Source organism: Streptomyces sp. NPDC002888, assembly GCF_042888465.1.
Taxonomy (GTDB): domain Bacteria; phylum Actinomycetota; class Actinomycetes; order Streptomycetales; family Streptomycetaceae; genus Streptomyces.
Window position 1 is genome coordinate 197,180 of the sequence record NZ_JBIAPU010000019.1, and the last position, 17,905, is coordinate 215,084.

At 68.9% G+C, this 17,905-nt stretch carries 15 protein-coding genes and 4 pseudogenes; 8 read left to right on the forward strand and 11 right to left on the reverse strand.

Annotation, left to right across the window (positions count from 1 at the left end; genetic code table 11):
- Positions 1-2: 2 nt before the first annotated feature.
- A complete protein-coding gene (locus ACFYWX_RS29430; protein ID WP_389427140.1) occupies positions 3-434 on the reverse strand; it encodes a hypothetical protein in 432 nt (143 codons plus the stop codon).
- A 445-nt stretch (positions 435-879) separates the two neighbouring features.
- On the opposite strand from ACFYWX_RS29430, the pseudogene ACFYWX_RS29435 reads away from it, so the two are divergent.
- A pseudogene (locus ACFYWX_RS29435) lies at positions 880-2,938 on the forward strand (DEAD/DEAH box helicase); the annotation flags it as partial.
- 233 nt (positions 2,939-3,171) lie between these two features.
- Here the strand turns inward: ACFYWX_RS29435 and ACFYWX_RS29440 are convergent.
- On the reverse strand, positions 3,172-4,608 hold the full coding sequence (locus tag ACFYWX_RS29440; RefSeq protein ID WP_389427141.1) for an MFS transporter: 1,437 nt from the start codon (positions 4,606-4,608) through the stop codon (positions 3,172-3,174).
- Between the two features lie 249 nt (positions 4,609-4,857).
- Here ACFYWX_RS29440 and ACFYWX_RS29445 point away from each other — a divergent pair, with 249 nt between their 5' ends.
- Entirely contained in the window at positions 4,858-4,989 is a 132-nt protein-coding gene (locus tag ACFYWX_RS29445; protein WP_389427142.1) for a hypothetical protein, read from the forward strand.
- A 326-nt stretch (positions 4,990-5,315) separates the two neighbouring features.
- On the opposite strand, the gene ACFYWX_RS29450 is transcribed toward ACFYWX_RS29445, so the two are convergent.
- Complete coding sequence (locus ACFYWX_RS29450; RefSeq protein WP_389427143.1) at positions 5,316-6,170, reverse strand: hypothetical protein; 855 nt, start codon at positions 6,168-6,170, stop codon at positions 5,316-5,318.
- 942 nt (positions 6,171-7,112) lie between these two features.
- Between ACFYWX_RS29450 and ACFYWX_RS29455 the strand changes: the two are divergent.
- Positions 7,113-7,388 (forward strand): annotated as a pseudogene (locus tag ACFYWX_RS29455) (hypothetical protein); the annotation flags it as partial.
- Positions 7,385-7,549, forward strand: coding sequence for a hypothetical protein (locus ACFYWX_RS29460; RefSeq protein ID WP_389427144.1), 165 nt, complete (start codon positions 7,385-7,387; stop codon positions 7,547-7,549). The pseudogene ACFYWX_RS29455 and the gene ACFYWX_RS29460, both read left to right, overlap by 4 nt.
- A gap of 15 nt (positions 7,550-7,564) precedes the next feature.
- On the opposite strand, the gene ACFYWX_RS29465 is transcribed toward ACFYWX_RS29460, so the two are convergent.
- From ACFYWX_RS29465 to ACFYWX_RS29490, 6 genes are all read right to left on the reverse strand, one after another.
- Positions 7,565-8,905 carry an NtaA/DmoA family FMN-dependent monooxygenase gene (locus ACFYWX_RS29465; protein ID WP_389427145.1) on the reverse strand — a complete coding sequence of 447 codons (1,341 nt, stop codon included), beginning with the start codon at positions 8,903-8,905 and terminating at the stop codon, positions 7,565-7,567.
- A gap of 173 nt (positions 8,906-9,078) precedes the next feature.
- Positions 9,079-9,777 carry a nitroreductase gene (locus ACFYWX_RS29470; protein WP_389427146.1) on the reverse strand — a complete coding sequence of 233 codons (699 nt, stop codon included), beginning with the start codon at positions 9,775-9,777 and terminating at the stop codon, positions 9,079-9,081.
- 274 nt (positions 9,778-10,051) lie between these two features.
- Complete coding sequence (locus tag ACFYWX_RS29475; RefSeq protein ID WP_389427147.1) at positions 10,052-10,789, reverse strand: NADPH-dependent F420 reductase; 738 nt, start codon at positions 10,787-10,789, stop codon at positions 10,052-10,054.
- A gap of 104 nt (positions 10,790-10,893) precedes the next feature.
- Positions 10,894-11,487, reverse strand: coding sequence for a TetR/AcrR family transcriptional regulator (locus ACFYWX_RS29480; protein WP_389427148.1), 594 nt, complete (start codon positions 11,485-11,487; stop codon positions 10,894-10,896).
- 247 nt (positions 11,488-11,734) lie between these two features.
- Positions 11,735-12,571 carry a helix-turn-helix transcriptional regulator gene (locus tag ACFYWX_RS29485; protein ID WP_389427149.1) on the reverse strand — a complete coding sequence of 279 codons (837 nt, stop codon included), beginning with the start codon at positions 12,569-12,571 and terminating at the stop codon, positions 11,735-11,737.
- A gap of 470 nt (positions 12,572-13,041) precedes the next feature.
- The gene (locus ACFYWX_RS29490) at positions 13,042-13,791 is read right to left on the reverse strand and encodes an SDR family oxidoreductase (RefSeq protein WP_389427150.1); all 750 of its coding nucleotides are present in this window, start codon (positions 13,789-13,791) and stop codon (positions 13,042-13,044) included.
- 123 nt (positions 13,792-13,914) lie between these two features.
- Between ACFYWX_RS29490 and ACFYWX_RS29495 the strand changes: the two are divergent.
- The 4 genes and pseudogenes from ACFYWX_RS29495 to ACFYWX_RS29510 form a co-directional block, all read left to right on the forward strand.
- Positions 13,915-14,209 (forward strand): annotated as a pseudogene (locus ACFYWX_RS29495) (DUF6233 domain-containing protein); the annotation flags it as partial.
- 134 nt (positions 14,210-14,343) lie between these two features.
- A complete protein-coding gene (locus ACFYWX_RS29500; RefSeq protein WP_356044836.1) occupies positions 14,344-14,484 on the forward strand; it encodes a hypothetical protein in 141 nt (46 codons plus the stop codon).
- 30 nt (positions 14,485-14,514) lie between these two features.
- Positions 14,515-14,907 carry a nuclear transport factor 2 family protein gene (locus tag ACFYWX_RS29505; RefSeq protein ID WP_389427151.1) on the forward strand — a complete coding sequence of 131 codons (393 nt, stop codon included), beginning with the start codon at positions 14,515-14,517 and terminating at the stop codon, positions 14,905-14,907.
- Positions 14,908-15,082: 175 nt separating this feature from the next.
- A pseudogene (locus ACFYWX_RS29510) lies at positions 15,083-15,448 on the forward strand (DUF4158 domain-containing protein); the annotation flags it as partial.
- 95 nt (positions 15,449-15,543) lie between these two features.
- On the opposite strand, the gene ACFYWX_RS29515 reads toward ACFYWX_RS29510, so the two are convergent.
- Both ACFYWX_RS29515 and ACFYWX_RS29520 read right to left on the reverse strand, forming a co-directional pair.
- The gene (locus ACFYWX_RS29515) at positions 15,544-16,383 is read right to left on the reverse strand and encodes a helix-turn-helix transcriptional regulator (protein ID WP_389427152.1); all 840 of its coding nucleotides are present in this window, start codon (positions 16,381-16,383) and stop codon (positions 15,544-15,546) included.
- Between the two features lie 370 nt (positions 16,384-16,753).
- Positions 16,754-17,503, reverse strand: a complete 750-nt coding sequence (locus ACFYWX_RS29520; protein WP_389427153.1) for an SDR family oxidoreductase — start codon at positions 17,501-17,503, stop codon at positions 16,754-16,756.
- Positions 17,504-17,905 lie beyond the last annotated feature (402 nt).

Genomic DNA, 17,905 nt, shown 5'->3' on the forward strand with positions numbered 1-17,905 from the left:
CCCTATTTCATGTATTCCGTGAGCACGGATATCCGCGTCAGATCTCCCTCGATCTTCGCCTCGTCCTTGGCGTGCTGGGCCTTGCTGTAATCGAGGTGATTCGAAATCTGCGCGCAGGCGTCCAACAGCGTCTTCAGGTGGGTCTGCCAGAAGTCGTGCACCTTCAGCACGGCCGAACCGCTCACGAAGTTCCCGTTGGTCAGCGCCGTCGCCGCGTCGAACGTGGAAGGACGGGCGATGTCGCCCTCCTTCGCCAGCCGACCCAGCAGGTCATACGCGTCATTGCCGATAGCGCCGAGGTCGTCCCGATTGACCACCAGGTCGCTCCCGCCACCACCACCTCCGCCGCCGTCGGCCGGAATGCTGTTGATCTGCATGGCAGTCCGCTTGGCCGCCGCCGCGCGCAGTTCGGCCCATTCTTGCTCGAACGTCATGAATTCCCCCAATTCCATCCGGGCAGGCCACTCCACCGTACTCGCGCGGCCACCGACCTGATCACCCGTCTCTTGTATCATCACCGCCCACGGGGCGGCCGGTAGTTGATTCCCCGAAGCCCGGACGACAACGATCGAATCCCGGCAGGGTCATGCCCCGTGGAAGCGGCCTCCCCGCCTGACCGAAGGCGGCAGATGCGGCCCCAGAAACGACTACTCGCGATTCATCAGACCCCTCACATGATCCGCCGATGGTGCCCAGCCATCCGATGACCTACTGGCGGACGCCCCTACCGTTCCTCTATCGGGTGATCCCAAGGGCTATGCAGCAGCTCCGTCTGTTCCCCCGACACCGGCAGCACTTTGATCGCCATGTTCCCCCTGCAGTCTCAACGGCTCAACACCCCAAGGCGGCATACTGCCCAACAGCTTCTGTCCGAGCCCACAACTGTGGAGCGAACCGGCCGAAGTGGAGCGGCTGCTCGGCCCGCGCGCCGAGACCGAGACGCTGCTTGCGCTGCGCCGCGGCGCCCGCGTCTGGCCACCGCCACCGGCTGCTGAAGGACGCAGCTCCGGACCAGCTGCGGCTGACCGACGACGAGGCCCTCGACCTGCTGGGCGACGCCACTGACACACTGCGCGCTACCGGTGTCGACGTGCACTGGCCGCGCGAGCTGGTCAAGGCACTCACCGCGACCGCGGAGATCGGGCAACGCACCGCGCCCGGCTCCAGCGCGGCCGGCATGCTCGGCGTCGACACCCTCCTCGACTTCCGCTGGCAGCTCTCGCTCGGCGGAGACCCGCTCACCGAGGCCGAGATGGACGACCTCGCCGAGACTCACCGCCCCCTCGTCCGGCTGCGCGACCAGTGGGTGGTCGCCGACCCGAAGCTGGTGGCCCGCGCCAGGCGCCGCCGAATGGAACCGCTCACTCCCATGGAGGCACTGGGCGCCGCGCTGACCGGCGAGGTGGAGCGGGACGGGGAGACTCTTCGCTGCGCACCGGTCGGGGCGCTCGCCGACCTCGTCGCCCGTATCCGCGACCCCGAATCCCGCACCCCCGCCGCCCAGCCCGCCGCGCTCAAAGCCACCTTGCGTGACTATCAGAAGCGGGGCCTCGCCTGGCTGGCCGAGATGTGCGAGCTAGGCCTCGGCGGCTGCCTCGCCGACGACATGGGCCTGGGCAAGACCATCACCCTGCTCGCCCTGCACCTGCACCGCCAGACCAGCCCCGCCACCGCGGGCCCCACGCTCGTCGTCTGCCCCGCCTCACTGCTCGGCAACTGGCAGCGCGAGGCAGCCAGGTTCGCACCGTCCACCCCCGTGCGCCGCCACCACGGCGGCGACCGCCACCTGAAGGACCTCGCCGACGACGAGATCGTCCTGGTCACCTACGGTGTCCTGCGCCGCGACCGGGAGACCCTCACCGAGAACGCCTGGTCGCTGATCGCCGCCGACGAGGCCCAGCACATCAAGAACCCCTACGCCGTCACCGCCCGTGAGCTGCGCGCCCTGCCCGCCCGCGCCCGCGTCGCCCTCACCGGCACCCCCGTGGAGAACAACCTCTCCGAACTGTGGGCGCTCCTCGACTGGACCACCCCCGAACTCCTCGGCCCGCTCACGGCTTTCCGCGACCGGCACGCCCGAGCGATCGAATCGGGCGAGGACCCGCAGGCCGCCGAACGGCTGTCCCGCCTCGTCCGCCCGTTCCTGCTGCGCCGCCGGAAGTCCGACCCGGGCATCGCGCCCGAACTGCCCGCCAAGACCGAGACCGACCGCGTCGTACCACTGACCGCCGAGCAGGCCAGTCTGTACGAGGCGGTGGTCCGCGAAACCATGGCGAAGATCGCCGAAGTCGAGGGCATCGCCCGCCGCGGCCTGATCCTGAAGCTCCTCACCGCGCTGAAGCAGATCTGCAACCATCCCGCCCAGTATTTGAAAGAGCACAGCCTGCGCCAGTCCACACCATTGCACGGCCGATCCGGCAAGCTCGACCTGCTCGACGAACTGCTCGACACCATCACCGCCGAAGGCGAGTCGGTGCTGGTCTTCACCCAGTACAAGCAGATGGCGACCCTGCTGGAGAAGCACCTCGCGGAACGCGGCATCCCCACCCTGTTCCTGCACGGCGGCACCCCCGTCACCGCGCGCGAGGAGATGGTGGATCGCTTCCAGCGCGGTGAAGTACCGGTGTTCCTGCTGTCGTTGAAGGCAGCGGGCACCGGACTCAACCTCACCCGTGCCACCCACGTCGTGCACTACGACCGCTGGTGGAACCCGGCGGTCGAGGACCAGGCCACCGACCGTGCCTACCGCATCGGCCAGGACAAGCCCGTACAGGTCCACAAACTCCTCGCGGAGGGGACCGTGGAGGACAAGCTGGCAAAGCTTCTCGAAGCCAAGCGCGTGCTCGCCGACGCCGTGATCGGCTCCGGTGAGGCCGCTCTGACCGAACTGTCCGACGACGATCTCGCCGAACTCGTCGCCCTGGGGAGGCAGTCATGAGCGTTCGGGCCGCCCGTTTCGACCGCAGCCCGGCCCGGGCAGGCTCCCACGGGGTCAGCCGCGAAAGTGACCTGTGCCCGCACGGCACCCACAACCAGCAGCCGCTGCCGAACGCCGGCCGACGGGACCGCGTCGCGCGCCGTGCGAGCTGCCGGACCCGCGCCTTGAGCTGATCGCGTTCTCCCTTGACGCTCGTCAGGGCGGCTCGCACGGCGTCGTCGTAGAACGCATCGTCAGTTTTTCGGCGCCGAGTCCTGTTTTTCGACCAGCACCGCTGCCTCCTCCTCGGTCTGGACCGAGGGCGGGGAGCCTGCGAGCGGCTTGCGGGCGGTCTCCTTCATGCAGGCCACCGCGATGATGCCGATCAGGGATGCCGCCATCGAGTAGTAGGCGGGGATCATGTCGGATCCGGTGGCACTGATCAGGGAGGTGATGACCAACGGGGTCGTACCGCCGAAGAGGGAGGCCGACAGGTTGTAGCCGACCGACAGGGAGCCATAGCGGACCGAAGTGGGGAACAGGGCCGGGAGCGCCGCCGACATGGTGCCGAGCAGGCAGACGAGGGAGAGGCCGAGCATCAGCATCCCGGCCGATACGGCGACCAGGCTGCCCTGTTGGACCAGGAGGAAGGCCGGGGCGGAGAGACCGAGGAAGCCGAGCATGCCGGCCATGAGGACGGGCTTGCGGCCGAAGCGGTCGGACAGGTGGCCCACCTGATTGATGATCAGCATCAGCAGGACCATGGTGCCCAACAGGAGCAGCAGCCCGTGCGTCTCGGGGTAGTGCAGCTCTTCCGTGAGGTAGGTCGGCATGTACGACAGCAGCATGTAGTTGTTGACGTTGTACGCGCCGACGAGCCCGATGCACAGCACCAGAGTGGGCCAGTGCTCTCGGAAGATCCGGGCGAGGTCGCCCTTGGCCGAGGTCTCCACCGTGTCCGCGGCTTCGGAGACGTGGACGCTCTTGTTCTCCTGCTTCAGGAAGGCGGGGGTGTCATCGAGCCGGAGCCGCAGATAGAGGCCGACGAGGCCGAGAGGGCCCGCGACGAGGAAGGGGACGCGCCATCCCCATGCCTCCATGGCGTCGGTGCCGAGCCAGGCCGTGAGGGCGGTGACGAGTCCGGCCGCACAGCTGTACCCGGCGAGTGTGCCGAGCTCCAGGAAACTGCCGAAGAAACCGCGCCGCTTGTCGGGGGCGTACTCGGCGATGAACGTCGACGCGCCGCCGTACTCCCCGCCGGTGGAGAACCCTTGGAGGAGGCGGAACACAACCAGTAGGGCCGGGGCCCAGAAGCCGATCGAGTCGTACGAGGGGATCAGTCCGATGGAGACGGTGCCGAGCGCCATGAGGATCATCGTGAGCGCGAGCACCCTCTTCCGGCCGATCTTGTCGCCCATCGGGCCGAAGACCATGCCGCCGAAGGGACGCACCAGGAAGGCGACGCCGAAGGTGGCGAGCGAGGAGATCAGTTGTGCCGTGTCATTTCCGGATGGGAAGAAGACGCGGCCGATGGTGGCGGCCAGGTAGCTGTATATGCCGAAGTCGAACCACTCCATGGCGTTGCCGAGCGAGGCGGCCTTCACCGCCCGCTTGACGGCCTGATCGTCCGTCACCGTGATGTCGGACCGGCGGAGTCGCGGGTTCTTGCGGCGCCATACAGCACGGAACAAGGCAGGATGGCGCCTGACCGCTGCGGGGTCAGAAACTCGGTCATGCTCGGTGGCAACCGTGGCAACACTCCGTCCCTCGGGGCATACCGCGACAGCGGAAAACCTGCTCGTACATATGATCTGGTTCGAATCCCCGAACTCCGAGATTTAAGTCATGTGGACCGGCAGACCAGGGCGAGCAGCCTGATTGCCACAGGATCAGGAGGACCTGACCGGCCACGCCCGTGTCGCCGCTGATGCGGCAGCCCCGTGTCGCGGTCGCGGACCCGCGAGGTCATGGTGGCGATGCGGGGCGGCCACTTCGCCCGCAGGCTCATGGAGTACGAGTACGCCGAACTGTGCACCCGCCCGCCGAAGTGCGCCCGCTGCGGCGGCACGTGATGCATGGCTCGACGTCAACACCCGGGCTGTGCATCCGAGGCAGGGCGCACTCGGCCCGGACAGTGGGGCGGGGTGAGTGTCGATCACCTCGATCCGGACGACGCCCCGACTGTCGTCGCTCGACAGCGACAGGGCGAAGTCCCGCCCCGGGACCCGGCCGTGGAGCACCGCGTTGACTCGAAGGACACCCGGAGGCAGCCCCTGACTGTCTCCCTCGACGCCTGGTCGGTGTCTACGGAGCTGGCGAACGACTCGCGCGTCTGAACTTCCGGCGGGGCATGCTGCACGGCGGGCCCATCGGCCACCGCGACAGTCCCCGACCCTACTCAGGCATCCCCGGACGTGTCCCGTATTCCTGCAGCGCGCACTGCTGCTTTGATGGCGAGGCCCAGCACGAGCCCGATACCCGCGAGGGCGAGGGCGATCTCGCCGGCTCCGGTGGCAAAGGCGACCACGAGGACGACCGCGAGAGCGACGGCGCCGAGGGCGATCAGCGCCTTGACCACCCAGTCGGGCAGCGGCTTGCGCAATTTGTCCCAGATGGACTCCTGCTCCGATTCCTCCGCTTCACGTAGGCTACGCACAGGTTTGGTCGGAAATTGCTTGTCGCCGAACTCCCGGGCCTCCGCCAGGTCCTCCTGCTGCTCGCGGGAGAGCCGGAACTTGCCGCAGTCGTCGTCGGCCTCCCATTCGGCGATCTTGCGCCGCAACTCTTCGCGCTTCTGGTCGTACTTGCTGCGGTGGCCGTCCCAAGAGCCGTGCTCCGGGTGGGACTCATCCAAATGACGGTGGTACTTGAAGAGGTCGTGCGGGTCGTCCTGAGCGTCTCTGAACCGCTTGGCAACCTCGTTCAGCAGGTCGATGATGGCCTGCAGCAGGTCCTCGCACTTGCCTCCGCCGCCCGTCGGCAGGGCGGGTGTTACCGCGGTCTGCCGGAGCACCAGCGGCACCGCCACCGGGCCCGCGATCTGGCTGGACGGCTGCCGGGCGGACCACTGTACGAGCGCTTTGTCCGGCGTGCGCGCCTGGCCGGCCTGATCTCCCCGGCCGGACGCGAGCATCTTGCCGACCGCCGCGTTGCCCGCCGCGCGCTGCAGGGCCAGGACGTCGGCCGGGCGGGTACGGTCGGGGCGCGGGGCAGCCGCCGCCGAGGTTACCGCCGTGGCCGCGGCCGTGGTCATACCCCGAGACGGGGCTCTCGCGTCCTCGGTAGGGACCGGCCGACCAGCGCGTTCCTGACGGATGACCGCCGCCTCCGCGTCTTCCGCGCGGCTACGCATTTCCGGCCCCGTACCGCGCACCCCAGAACGTGCCGCAGAGAGCCTCGCACACAGTTCCACGCAAGTCGGCCATCACCCCACAGTAGGACGGAGGCCGCTCCGGTGAATACCCAGTGAGCGGCCCAGTTCGAGACACCGCATTCGCGCACGCCAGGTGTTGCACCCGCTATGACGGCCGCGAGCTCCGTCTCACAGCCTGCCGGCCTCGGCAGGTCCAAGAGCCTCTCTGCACCAGGGGATCAACATGACCCTCAAAGACGCCACTTGCTGAGCTTGACGTTCAACATCGCTGGTCACCCGACCTGGCGAGGAACGGCCGTCGTCCATGAGTCTGCCCGTCGATGTGCCCGGAAGTGAGGCGCTGGGGCCTCAGTCGGTCTCACCGATGGGAGTCCAGCGTCATATGAGGGTCAAGAGTCCCGACGACCGGGCATCACGCAGCCGCTCCCACCAGTCACTCCAGCACAAATCCGCAGGTGAGGCGGGCCCGATGGGCTCGATCCGCTGAATATCGCGAAACAGGTCGAGACCCACCGGCGCTACTGTTGAACCGCAGGTCAGCGGCCCTTTGCGGCAGGCTCCAGAATCGCCACGCACTCCACATGGTGGGTCATCGGAAAGATGTCGGCCTGAACAGATCCCAGAAAAGACCTGGTCAGAGCCGGTTTTTCGGCTCATCGCCCTTCGTGCAGACGCCCAGAGCGTCAAACGAGCGTCAAGGCCGAGAGTCCGTCCTGCTGAGGGCTGAGCAGACTGCGGCAACCAGCTCACCCGGGGATCCGCCCCCGCTCGCTCCGGACGCCGGCTCGCACATCATGGCCCTCGCAACGTCTCCGGCGGCGACAGTTGCACGGCCCGACCCATGGGGTCGTGGAGCTGCCGCTGCACATGGCCTGGTCCGGGATGACCTCGTACGACATGGGCAATCCTCGCCAGCGCATGGGCCTGTACCGCACTGTCCTGCACGAGGGCCTGCACGACGACTTGCCTCACTACCTCGACCAGGACCTGCTTCTCCAGATGTGGCCCGTGCTGCGCATCCTCGTCGGTCGCACCGTGCGCACCGTATGGGAGGACGCCCTCCCGCAGCTCGCCTCCCGCACCCGGGCAGCCGCATGACGGACATGCCGGAGTCGCCCGCACGGCTCCTGGCGGACGTGATCGCCCTCGGCTCCCCATACCCCCTGGATCTGCGGTTCGCCTACCGCGCCAAGGGCGGCACGGAGTCGTGGAACCTGTTCGGGCTGGAGTGGCGGCCGCTCACGAGGCACCCTCTCTGACCTTTCCGGTGGTGGTCATGACCGGGCCGGCTTCGTGAGGCGCGGGTCCAGGCCGTACTGCTCATGGGCGCCGAGGTTCTCGCGCAGTGTGGGGCCTTCGTAGTCGTCGTGGAAAAGGCCGCGTTCCTGCAGGATCGGGACGGCCTGGTCGACGAAGGCGTCGAAGCCGTCGTGGTAGCTGTCGATGGCGATCGAGAAGCCGTCGCATGCCCCTGCCTCGAACCACTGCTGCATGTGGTCGGCGACGTCGGCGGCGGTGCCGGCGACCACCGGGTGGTAGTCGATGACTCCGTGGGCGAGCACGTCGCGCAAAGTCCAGCCTTCCCGGGCCACTTCGAGGGCGCGGGCGGAGCGCGGGTCGTGCGGGCTGGGTATGGCGTCGGCGAGCTGGTCCGCGGTCAAGGGCTCGTCGAGCTGGCCGGGGCCGAGCGGCAGGCCGATCATGGCGCCGAGGTAGCGGACGCGTTGGTTCAGGTCGACGACCTCGTCCAGGAAGCGGCGCCGTTCCAGGGCGGCCTGGCGGGAGGGGGCGATGGTCGGCATGAAGCCGGCGAGCATCTTCACCTCGTCCGGGTCGCGTCCGGCGCGCTCGGCGGCGTCCCGCAGGGCCTGGCGCTGGGCCCGGGCGTCCTCGATGGTGTACGGATTGGCGTAGACGCCGCTGGCGTAACGGCCCGCGAGCTCCAGGCCGTAACTGCCTCCGCCCGCCTGGAAGATGACCGGCTGACCCTGCTCGGACGGCGGGATGGGCAACGGGCCGCGGGAGGCGACGTGCTTACCCTGCAGGTTGACCGGCTGGATCTTGTCCATGTCCGCGAACCGCTTCGCCTCGACGTCGAGCAGCCAGGCGTCCTTCTCCCAGCTGCCCCACAGCCCCTGCACGATCTGGATGACCTCATGGGCACGCTCGTACTTCTGCGCGCGCGGCGGGATCGTCGCGCCGAAGTTCGCCGCGGCTGCGGGGTCGGAGGTGGTCACCGCGTTCCAGCCGGCCCGGCCGTGGCTGATCACGTCCAGGGCCTTGAACTGGCGGGCGAGATTGTAGGGCTCGGTGAACGTGGTGGAGGCGGTGGTGACCAGGCCGATCCGCTCGGTCTCGCGCGCGAGGACGGTCAGGATCAGCAGGGGGTCGATCATGTGGTGCGGGGCATGGTGGTCGAGGCCGACGTCCAGGACCGGGGTGTCCGCGATGAACAGCAGCTGGATCTTGCCGCGTTCGGCGGCCTGCGCGTAACGCACGAACTGGTCCATGTCGGTGTAGCTGTTCAGGTTCGCGCCCGGCAGCCGCCAGGCTCCGGGTGCGGCCCCGTATCCGCCGCTGAACTGCATGCCCAGGACCATCTGTCGGCTTGTCACGGTTACTTCTCCAGGATGAGCGATGAAAAGGGGAGAACACCTCCACTTGCTTTCTCGAGGGCGGAGGCATCTTCGGGGTTGTCAAAGGCCGTGCGGACGCCCGGGTTTGAGGTCGGCCGATTGTCGGCCCCAAACCCAGGCACGGCACCGGATGGTTCCTGCGGGCGGAGGAACTACGGCCTGTCGAGGACTCCGGGTGTGTCGTGGAGGACCACGCTCCGCTGCAGCGGAACCCGCTCTGTGCGGAGCGTGTTCACGGGTGCCGCCGGGTCCGCCATGCCGAAGGAGATGCCGAACAGCAGCTTGAGCTCCGCGGGGACACCCAGGAACCCGCGGACGGTGTCGGCGTAGACGCCCAGTACGGTCTGCGGGATGCCGGCCAGCCCCCGGGCCGCCAGCGAGAGCAGGAAGTTCTGCGCGTACATGCCGATGTCACCGGCCGTCCGTACCCCGTCGCCGAGTGCCGGCATGAACAGGAAGGCGGCATGGGGAGCGCCGTAGAACTCCAGGTTCTCGCGGACCGCCGCCCTCCTGCCGTCCCGGTCCGAGCGCTCGACGCCCCGGGCCCGGTAGACACTCGCGCCCAGGGCCCGCGAGCGCTCGAGGTAGAGGCCGTCGCCGTAGCCGTCGGTGAAATCCGGGGAGGTCCGCCCCTCCTCCTCGGCCCGGAGCAGCTCTTTGGCCAGGGCGTCCCGCGCCGCACCCGAGACGACGTGCACTGACCACGGCTGGGTGTTGCTGTTCGAGGGCGCCGTCTGCGCGTCTTCCAACACGCCGTAGATGTCCGAAGGGGACAGGGCGGTGGGCAGGAACTGCCGGGGAGAGCGTCGAGAGCGTGCGATCTCGGTGAAGGCTGACGTGGTGCCGGGCAAGGCGATTCCTCTCCATGGCGCGCGCAGTCGCCGCCTCCGCGGCCGCGGCACAGCGCAGTACGGCAGGCCATGTGAGGCGGCAACCGAAGTGAGAGCCGGACGCGAGATGCACTCTTGCGGGTACCTGCAGGCTTGCGGATGTTCGCAGGCAGGCGGGGTGCCGAGGCTGCAGCGTGGGGGGACTGTGCGCTCTTCGTGTTCGTCTTTGTGTGTTCGTGGCGCCCAGCGCTGCCGCCCTCGTGCCGTTGGGTGCACAAGAGCCGCGTCGGGTGCCTCAGCGGTGGGCGGCCCGGTTCATCTCGACGACGTCGTCGACGGTGGGATTGGCACCGAGGGCGGCGAAGCGTTCCGGGAGGCTGTCGCGGACGGCCGCGTCCTTGACGCGGTCGGCCGCGGCCAGGGCCGCCGGCAGCTCATCAAGGGTCAGCTCGGTGCAGTAGGCGGGGCTGTTCGGCTGCTGGCGCCAGGAGTCGGCCAGCGGGCCGGCGTCGTAGGGGTCGAAGCCGGTGTCGTCCACCAGGCTCATGGCCACCCTCCGCGCCTCCTCGGAGTCGCCGGCGACGGGGATGGCGAGGCGGCCGGGCGTTCCGGCCGGGACGCCCTTGGTCCGCTGGGTCTCTGCCAGCGCGGCGTTCCACGCCTTGACCACGGGGCGGCCGAGCAGCTCGGCGGTGTACACGCTCTCCACCTGGCCGTTGTCCACCGCCTCGATCGGCTCGGTGAGCATGCCGGGGTAGTAGTTCGAGGTGTCGATGACCACCGTCTCCTCGGGCACCGACGCGAACAGGTCCGCCAGCTGGCCCGCCACCCCGAACGGGATCGACAGGACGATGACGTCCCGGCCCTGGACGGCGTCGGCGAGGTCCGCCGCGCGGGCCCCGGACTCCAGCACCTCCGCCCGGATGGCCTCAGGGCCGCGGGCGTCGGCCACCTGGACGTCGTGACCCGCCACGCTGAGCTTGGCAGCAAGGTTCCCGCCGATGACACCGGCGCCTATAACAGTAATTTTCATGATTTGTTCCTTAGGAGGTTGCGCCGCCCCTGGGGGCAGCACGATGTGATGGATGGGTGGTGGTGCCGCCTGGCGTTGCGGGGCGGGGCTGGGTGCCTGGCGATTTACGCCTGGGTGTCCTGCTGGCGGTAGCCGCTCGCGATGAGCGTGCGGAGCCGGTCGAGCGACTCCTCATCGGTACCGGTGCCCTTGATCCAGGCAACGGAACAGGCCGCGAGGAACAGGTCGTTTCCCCGCACCGACGCGCGCACGCGCCCCGCGAGCTGCGCGGCTCGCACGTATTGATCCGTGGCGGAGATGAGGATGTCGCAGGGGATCGTGAGGGGGTTGTCCGGCTCCTGCGCCCGGGCTGCGGCCATGAGCGGGTCGGGCAGCCCGCTGAAGGCGCTGAAGTACTCCTCCATCGCCCGCAGCCACTGCTCCAGCGCCTCGGCGGGGTCGCCGAGTTGCTCGATGTCCGCCTGGCGGGCCACGAGTTCCTCGGAGCGGGTCTGAAGCACGGCCGCCAGCAGTGCCTCCCGGGTGGGGAAGTGCCGGTACAGGGTGCCGGGCCCGACGCCCGCCTCCTTGGCCACCGCCTCGAGGGAGGTGCCCACCCCGTGCTGCAGGAAGTGACGCTGCGCGGTCTCCAGAAGGGCCGTGCGGTTGCGCTGAACGTCCGCGCGGGGCCTGCGTCCCCGCTGTTCACCGGCGCTCATGCGCCCTCCTGCCTCTCGTGATCCTGCGGCCGCATCAAAACGGATGCTGCCTCCGCACTTAGTCGAGAGTAAAACGGAGGCAGCGTCCGGTCAAACCGGCGGCCTGAGCGCGGAGCCCGGACATCGCAGGGGGCCAACATATTTGGCCGTAGATCGCAGGACAGAAGGGGTGCGGGCTGCACCGTTCCAGCGTGCCCTTGTCCGGCCCCTCCCGCGCCGAGCCCGGCCCGGTCCCCGGTCCAGGACGTCAGGGGGTGAGCTGCTGGTGTCCGATGACAGAGAGCAGTTCGAGCTTGCTGTGGCTCTCCGTGCCCGGGCGAGTGGTCAGCACCACCAGGGTCTGGGCGCGGTTCTCGGTGTACAGGAGCTGGGGGTCGACTTCGATGCGACCGAGTTCGGGATGGAGGATGGTCTTGCAGTCGCCGTAGCGGGCGACTTCCTGAAGTTCCCACATGCGGACGAACTCGGGGCTGTGTTCCTGCAGTTCGGCGAGGATCCGGGCGGCTCGGGGGGTGTCGCTGCCCGCTGTCAGCGCGGCCCTCAAGCGTGCTGCCTGGGCACGGCCGTGGCGTTCGTGGGTCTCCTCGGGATACACCAGACGCTCGGCCGGGTCCATGAACCAGCGGTAGTAGCCGCTACTGGCCAGACCGGTGTGGCGGGTCTGGTCGCCGAGCAGCGCGACGGCCAGCGGATTCATCGCGAGGGTGTCGACCAGGTCGGTCGTTACCAGGGCCGGGGAGTCGTCCAGACGGTCCAGGACCCGCATCAGCGTCGGGCTGACATGCTCCGAGCGCAAGAAACGGGCCGGGGCGTTGTGGCCGATGAGGACGAAGAGATGGTCGCGTTCGTCCAGCGTCAGCCGCAGCGCCCGGGCGAGAGCCGCGGTGATCTGGACTGAGGGCTGCGGAGCACGCTGCTGTTCCAGCCGGGCGTAGTAGTCGGTGGACATGCCGGCGAGCTGGGCGACCTCCTCGCGGCGCAGCCCCTGCGTACGCCGGCGCGGCCCCTCGACCAGCCCGACGTCGCGGGGCCGCAACATCTCACGTCGGTGGCGCAGGAATTCCGCCAGTTCCTTCTTGTCCATGCCGTCCATCCTCGCCGTATCCCGCCCGGCTATCCAGAGACCGCCGATCCATGGCTGAGCCCTCCTATCCCACCCGCGCGAAGCCGCTCGTATGGCTGACTGGCCGACGCGAGGGCGCGCGCGGCGAGACGACCCGATGACCACCTACCTCTGCATGACCCGCTGGGCAATTCGCCGGCTGTCGGCGCTGCGCCGCTTTGGACCCAACGCTTTGACCGGCCCCGGGCCTCGTCGCCCGGCCCGTCTGACACGACGATGTTCGCCGTGTCAGACGGGCGCTCGCGTGCCCCTCGGCGCTCAGGACGGAGCCGGTCGCCTCCGTTGCGACGACCGGGGCGGAGCCGAAGGCGCTTCCTTACCGTTCCGCGTCTTCGGCGAGGAGCTCCGAGGCGGTCCAGCTCGCGTTCGTCCATGATGCGGCCCGACAGGAACCGCCCGCGTGCTGTGGTTCCGCGCCTGCCACAGGTCGGTCAGCTGCCGCTGATCATGGCGAGGACGTCGTCGTAGGAGCCGTTGGCCTGCGCGTCGCGGAGGAACCTGGCGCGCTCGACGACCAGCTCCTTCGCGTCGGGCTTCTCACGCAACAGGCCGAGAGCCTCGGTGAGGAAATCGTCCAACGGCATGGATTGCTCGTTGTCCTGCTGGCCCATCAGGGTCGTGCGCACAGCCGGCGGGACCACCTCGATCACCTGGACGCCGGCGTCAGCACCGGCGAGCTGGATGCGCAGGCTCTCGGAGAAGGAGTGCAGCGCGGCCTTGGTCGCGCTGTAGGTCGGTGTGAACGGGAGCGGTACGAACGCCAGCGCGGAGGTGACGTTCACGACGACCGCGTCGTCCTTGCCCACCAGGAGGGGCAGGAAGGCGTATGTCATCCGGATCGTGCCAAGCAGATTGGTCGCGATGTGATCCTCGGCGGCCTGGAGTCCGGCCGGGTCGAGGACGCTCTCCAGCAGCTGAATGCCGGCGTTGTTGACCAGGACGTTCAGCCCCGGGTAGCTCGCCGCCACGGTCTCACGGGCCCGGGCGATCGAGTCGGGGTCCGCGACATCGAGGACGAGCCCGTCGACGCCCGGGTGCTCGGCCGTGATCTCGTCGAGGAGTTCCTTGCGCCGGCCGGCGACGATCACCTTGTTGCCGGCCTCGTGCAGACGCAGGGCCAGACCGAGGCCGATGCCCGAGGTGCCGCCGGTGATCAGGATCGTGTTGCCAGTCATCTTCATGAGGGTCCTGCTCCTTCGGTACGGCGAGCCGGTGAGCGCCCGCAGCCTCGACCGTAGGAGCGCCCGCGCAGGGGCGGGAGAGGAAGGTTTGTCCATGGATCGGCGGTCTCTGCCTCGTGAAGCGAACGCCGCCCGTCGGGCTGGGTCCTGCAGAAGCCGGACGGCGGGCCGCGGTCCCGGCCGAGGCGTCGTCCACGCCGTCGACTGCGAGGAAGCACCCACCGGGGCGCCGCTGCTGACCCTGGACCAGGCGCTGGACGCCGCGAAGCATCCCGGTACCCGGCTGTGCTCCGTGTGCAGCCCATGCTCGACGTCCCGTACGAGCTGGTTGAGCACGCCTCGTGGCTCATCCACGCCCGATCGCGCCTTACGACAGCGCCTGCGCCACCGTCCGCACCTCTTACTACGGCCACCGTGAACTTCCGGAGTGCTACCAGCAGTACAACCGCGACCACGCCCGTCTCCGCGCTCCGGGCGAAGGCGCCTTCGCCCGCCTCAAGTCCTGGCGACTCGATGGTGGCCGGCTGGGGAGGATCGTCGGTCCATGGATATGTGATCCTCTCCCGCCCCCGCCGATACACCCCCATAGTCGAGACTGCCGGGCGCCCGGCCTCTGCGGCGAAGGAGAGAATCGCCGAGGCCAACGGCGCCTACGACCAGGTGCTGGCCATGCTGAGCGGCGCCAAGACCTGATCCAGCAACGCACAAAATGGAGAGCCGCACGTGAAACCCACGACTGAAGACACCGTCGAAATCAGCAGGGCCCTGGCGCTGTGGGCGCACATCATGGACGACCACGAACTGGACCGTCTCGGCGAATGCCTCACCGAAGACGCGGTGTGGGACGGCAGCGTCTTCGGCGGCGACCCGGTCGTCGGGCTGGACGCGATCGCGACCTTCATGAACGCCCCCGGACACGCGAAAGCCCACCACACGACGAACATCGTCGTGTCGGAAGGCCCGGGCGACGAGGTGCGGGCCCGATCCAAAGGTCTGAGCCTGCTGGAGGGCGGCGGTGTCGCCAGCGTCGTCTACGCCGACGACCTGCGACGCACCGATGACGGCTGGCGCATTTCCCGGCGGGTCATCCATCTCACGTGGCCACATCGCCGCTAGGAGGCCGTTGCATATCGCCGTTTCAGGGGCTGGACTTGAGGCCGTCGGCGGGGTGGCCGGGCCTTGAGGACACCCGGAGCGTCGTGCAGGGCAACACCCTGCTCGAGTGGGATGCGCCCCACAGTACGGGTCTCCACAGTGCTCCCGGATTGAACGCTAGTGTCTTTCAGGAGAGCAGAAGACCGGTACGCGCGCTTCGCCGGCGAGCCGTCCGTGGGAGCTGGAGGAGTTCCTCTGGCTGGACGCGGTGGCCTTGGAACAGGCACGGGCCAAGCGCCGGTCTCATGACCGGCTGGGCGGGGCGGTGCAGTGGGGCACCGCCCAGATGCTGGGCACCTTCTTGTCTGCGCCGGCCCACGTGCCACCGGGGGTGGCGGCGTTCGTCGCGGAGCAGCTGGAGACGAGGGCGAGACACGAGGGCCTCTCACGGGTCACCGCGTCGGCCCCCGTCCCTCCTCACATGGAAATTGCGCGGTTCAGGCGGACAAGGTATTCCGCGTCTGGTTGCCGTGCCGACGAATTCCGGAGTCCTGGACCGTGACCCGTATGCATCACCCGCGCCCCTGACCGGATTCGGCACACAGGTCTCCAACTTGTTCGGCCTCTCCCGCGCCGAGCCCGGCCCGGCCCAGGACGTCAGGAAGTGAGCTGCTGGTGCCCTATGACGGATAGCAGTTCGAGTTTGCTGTGGCTCTCCGTGCCGGGGCGAGTGGTCAGCACCACCAGGGTCTGGGCGCGGTTCTCGGTGAACAGGAGCTGGGCGTCGACATCGATGCGACCGAGTTCGGGATGGAGGATGGTCTTGCAGTCGTCGTAGCTTTGTGCGACTTCCTGAAGTTCCCACATGCGGACGAACTCGGGGCTGTGCTCCCGGAGTTCGGCGAGGATCCGGGCGGCTCGGGGGGTGTCGCTGCCGGCTGTCAGCGCGGCCCGCAGGCGCGCTGCATGGGCGCGGCCGTGGTGTTCGTGGACCTCCTCGGGATACACCAGTCGCTCGGCCGGGTCCATGAACCAGCGGTAGTAGCCGCTACTGGCCAGACCGGTGTGGCGGGTCTGGTCGCCGAGCAGGGCGATGGCCAGCGGATTCATCGCGAGGGTGTCGAGCAGGTCGGTCTGTACCAGGGCCGGGGAGTCGTCCAGGCGGTCCAGGACCCGCATCAGGGTCGGGCTGACATGTTCGGAGCGGTGGAAGCGGGCCGGGGCGTTGTGGCCGATGAGGACGAAGAGATGGTCGCGTTCGTCCAGCGTCAGCCGCAGTGCCCGGGCGAGAGCCGCGGTGATCTGGACTGAGGGCTGCGGAGCACGCTGCTGTTCCAGCCGGGCGTAGTAGTCGGTGGACATGCCGGCGAGCTGCGCGACCTCCTCGCGGCGCAGCCCCTGCGTACGCCTGCGCGCCCCCTCGACCAGCCCGACGTCGCGGGGCCGCAGCGCCTCACGCCGGTGCCGCAGAAATTCCGCCAGTTCCTTCTTGTCCATGCCACCCATCCTCGCCGCATCTGGCCCGGCTATCCAGAGACCCCCGATCCATGGCTGAGCCCACCTCTCCCACCCGCGCGAAGCCGCTCATACGGCCGACGCGAGGGCGCGCGCGGCGAGACGACCCGATGATCACCCGCCCCTGCGTGACCCGCTGGGCAATTCGCCGACTGTCGGCGGTACGCCGCAGGCCGTCGGCATGGAAGGCGGCCTGCGGCGACGGTCTCCGTCGAGGACGCCTGACGCTGGACGGGCCCCGGGCCCCGGGCCCCGGGCCCCCTGCCTCGTCGCCCGGTCTGGCCGATACGACGAGGTTCGTCGTGTGACGGCGCCCGCGTGCTGTTGTTTCCCGTCGGAAACAACAGGTCGGTCAGCTGCCGCTGATCATGGCGAGGACGTCGTCGTAGGAGCCGTTGCCCTGCGCGTCGCGGATGAAACTGGCGCGCTCGACGACCAGCTCCTTCGCGTCGGGCTTCTCACGCAGCAGGTCGAGGGTCTCGGTGAGGAAGTCGTCCAGCGGCATGGCGTGGTCGCTGTCCTCCTGGCCCAGCAGGGTCGTGCGCACGCCCGGCGGGACCACCTCGATCACCTGGACGCCGGCGTCAGCACCGGCGAGCTGGATGCGCAGGCTCTCGGAGAAGGAGTGCAGCGCGGCCTTGGTCGCGCTGTAGGTCGGGGTGCTCTGATACGGGACGAACGCAAGCGCCGAGGTGACGTTCATGACGGCCGCGCCGTCCTTGCCCACCAGCAGCGGCAGGAAGGCGTACGTCATCCGGATCGTGCCAAGCAGATTGGTCGCGACGTGATCCTCGGCAATCGGGAGTTCGGCCGGGTCGAGGAGGTTCTCCCGCAGCATGATGCCCGCGTTGTTGACCAGGACGTTCAGCCCCGCGTGGCTCGCAGCCACGGTCTCACGGGCCCGGGCGATCGAGTCGGGGTCCGCGACATCGAGGACGAGCCCGTCGACGCCCGGGTGCTCGGCCGTGATCTCGTCGAGGAGTTCCTTGCGCCGGCCGGCGACGATCACCTTGTTGCCGGCCTCGTGCAGACGCAGGGCCAGACCGAGGCCGATGCCCGAGGTGCCGCCGGTGATCAGGATCGTGTTGCCAGTCATCTTCATGAGGGTCCTGCTCCTTCGGTACGGCGAGCCGGTGAGCGCCCGCAGCCTCGACCGTAGGAGCGCCCGCGCAGGGGCGGGAGAGGAAGGTTTATCCATGGATCGGCGGTCCATGGCTGAGCCGTAGAAGACGCCCCTGCCGGTCAGCGCCTCCAGAGCGGGCGTAGCGAGCCCCCGGTAGGAGAACCCGGTGGCCAGGATCACAGCCTGTGCGGTCACGGCGGATCCGTCGTTGCACCGCAGCACCTGCGCGGACCCGGCCGACTCCAGCGTCCGCTGGCCTCCGCGGCAGCACTGCTCCCGCGTGCACAACCAGCGCCTTCCCATCGGCCGCCGCCGACAGCCATGGCCCCACCCGGTACGCCTGACCACCGGAAAGGTTTCCTGACGCCCGCACCGGATACG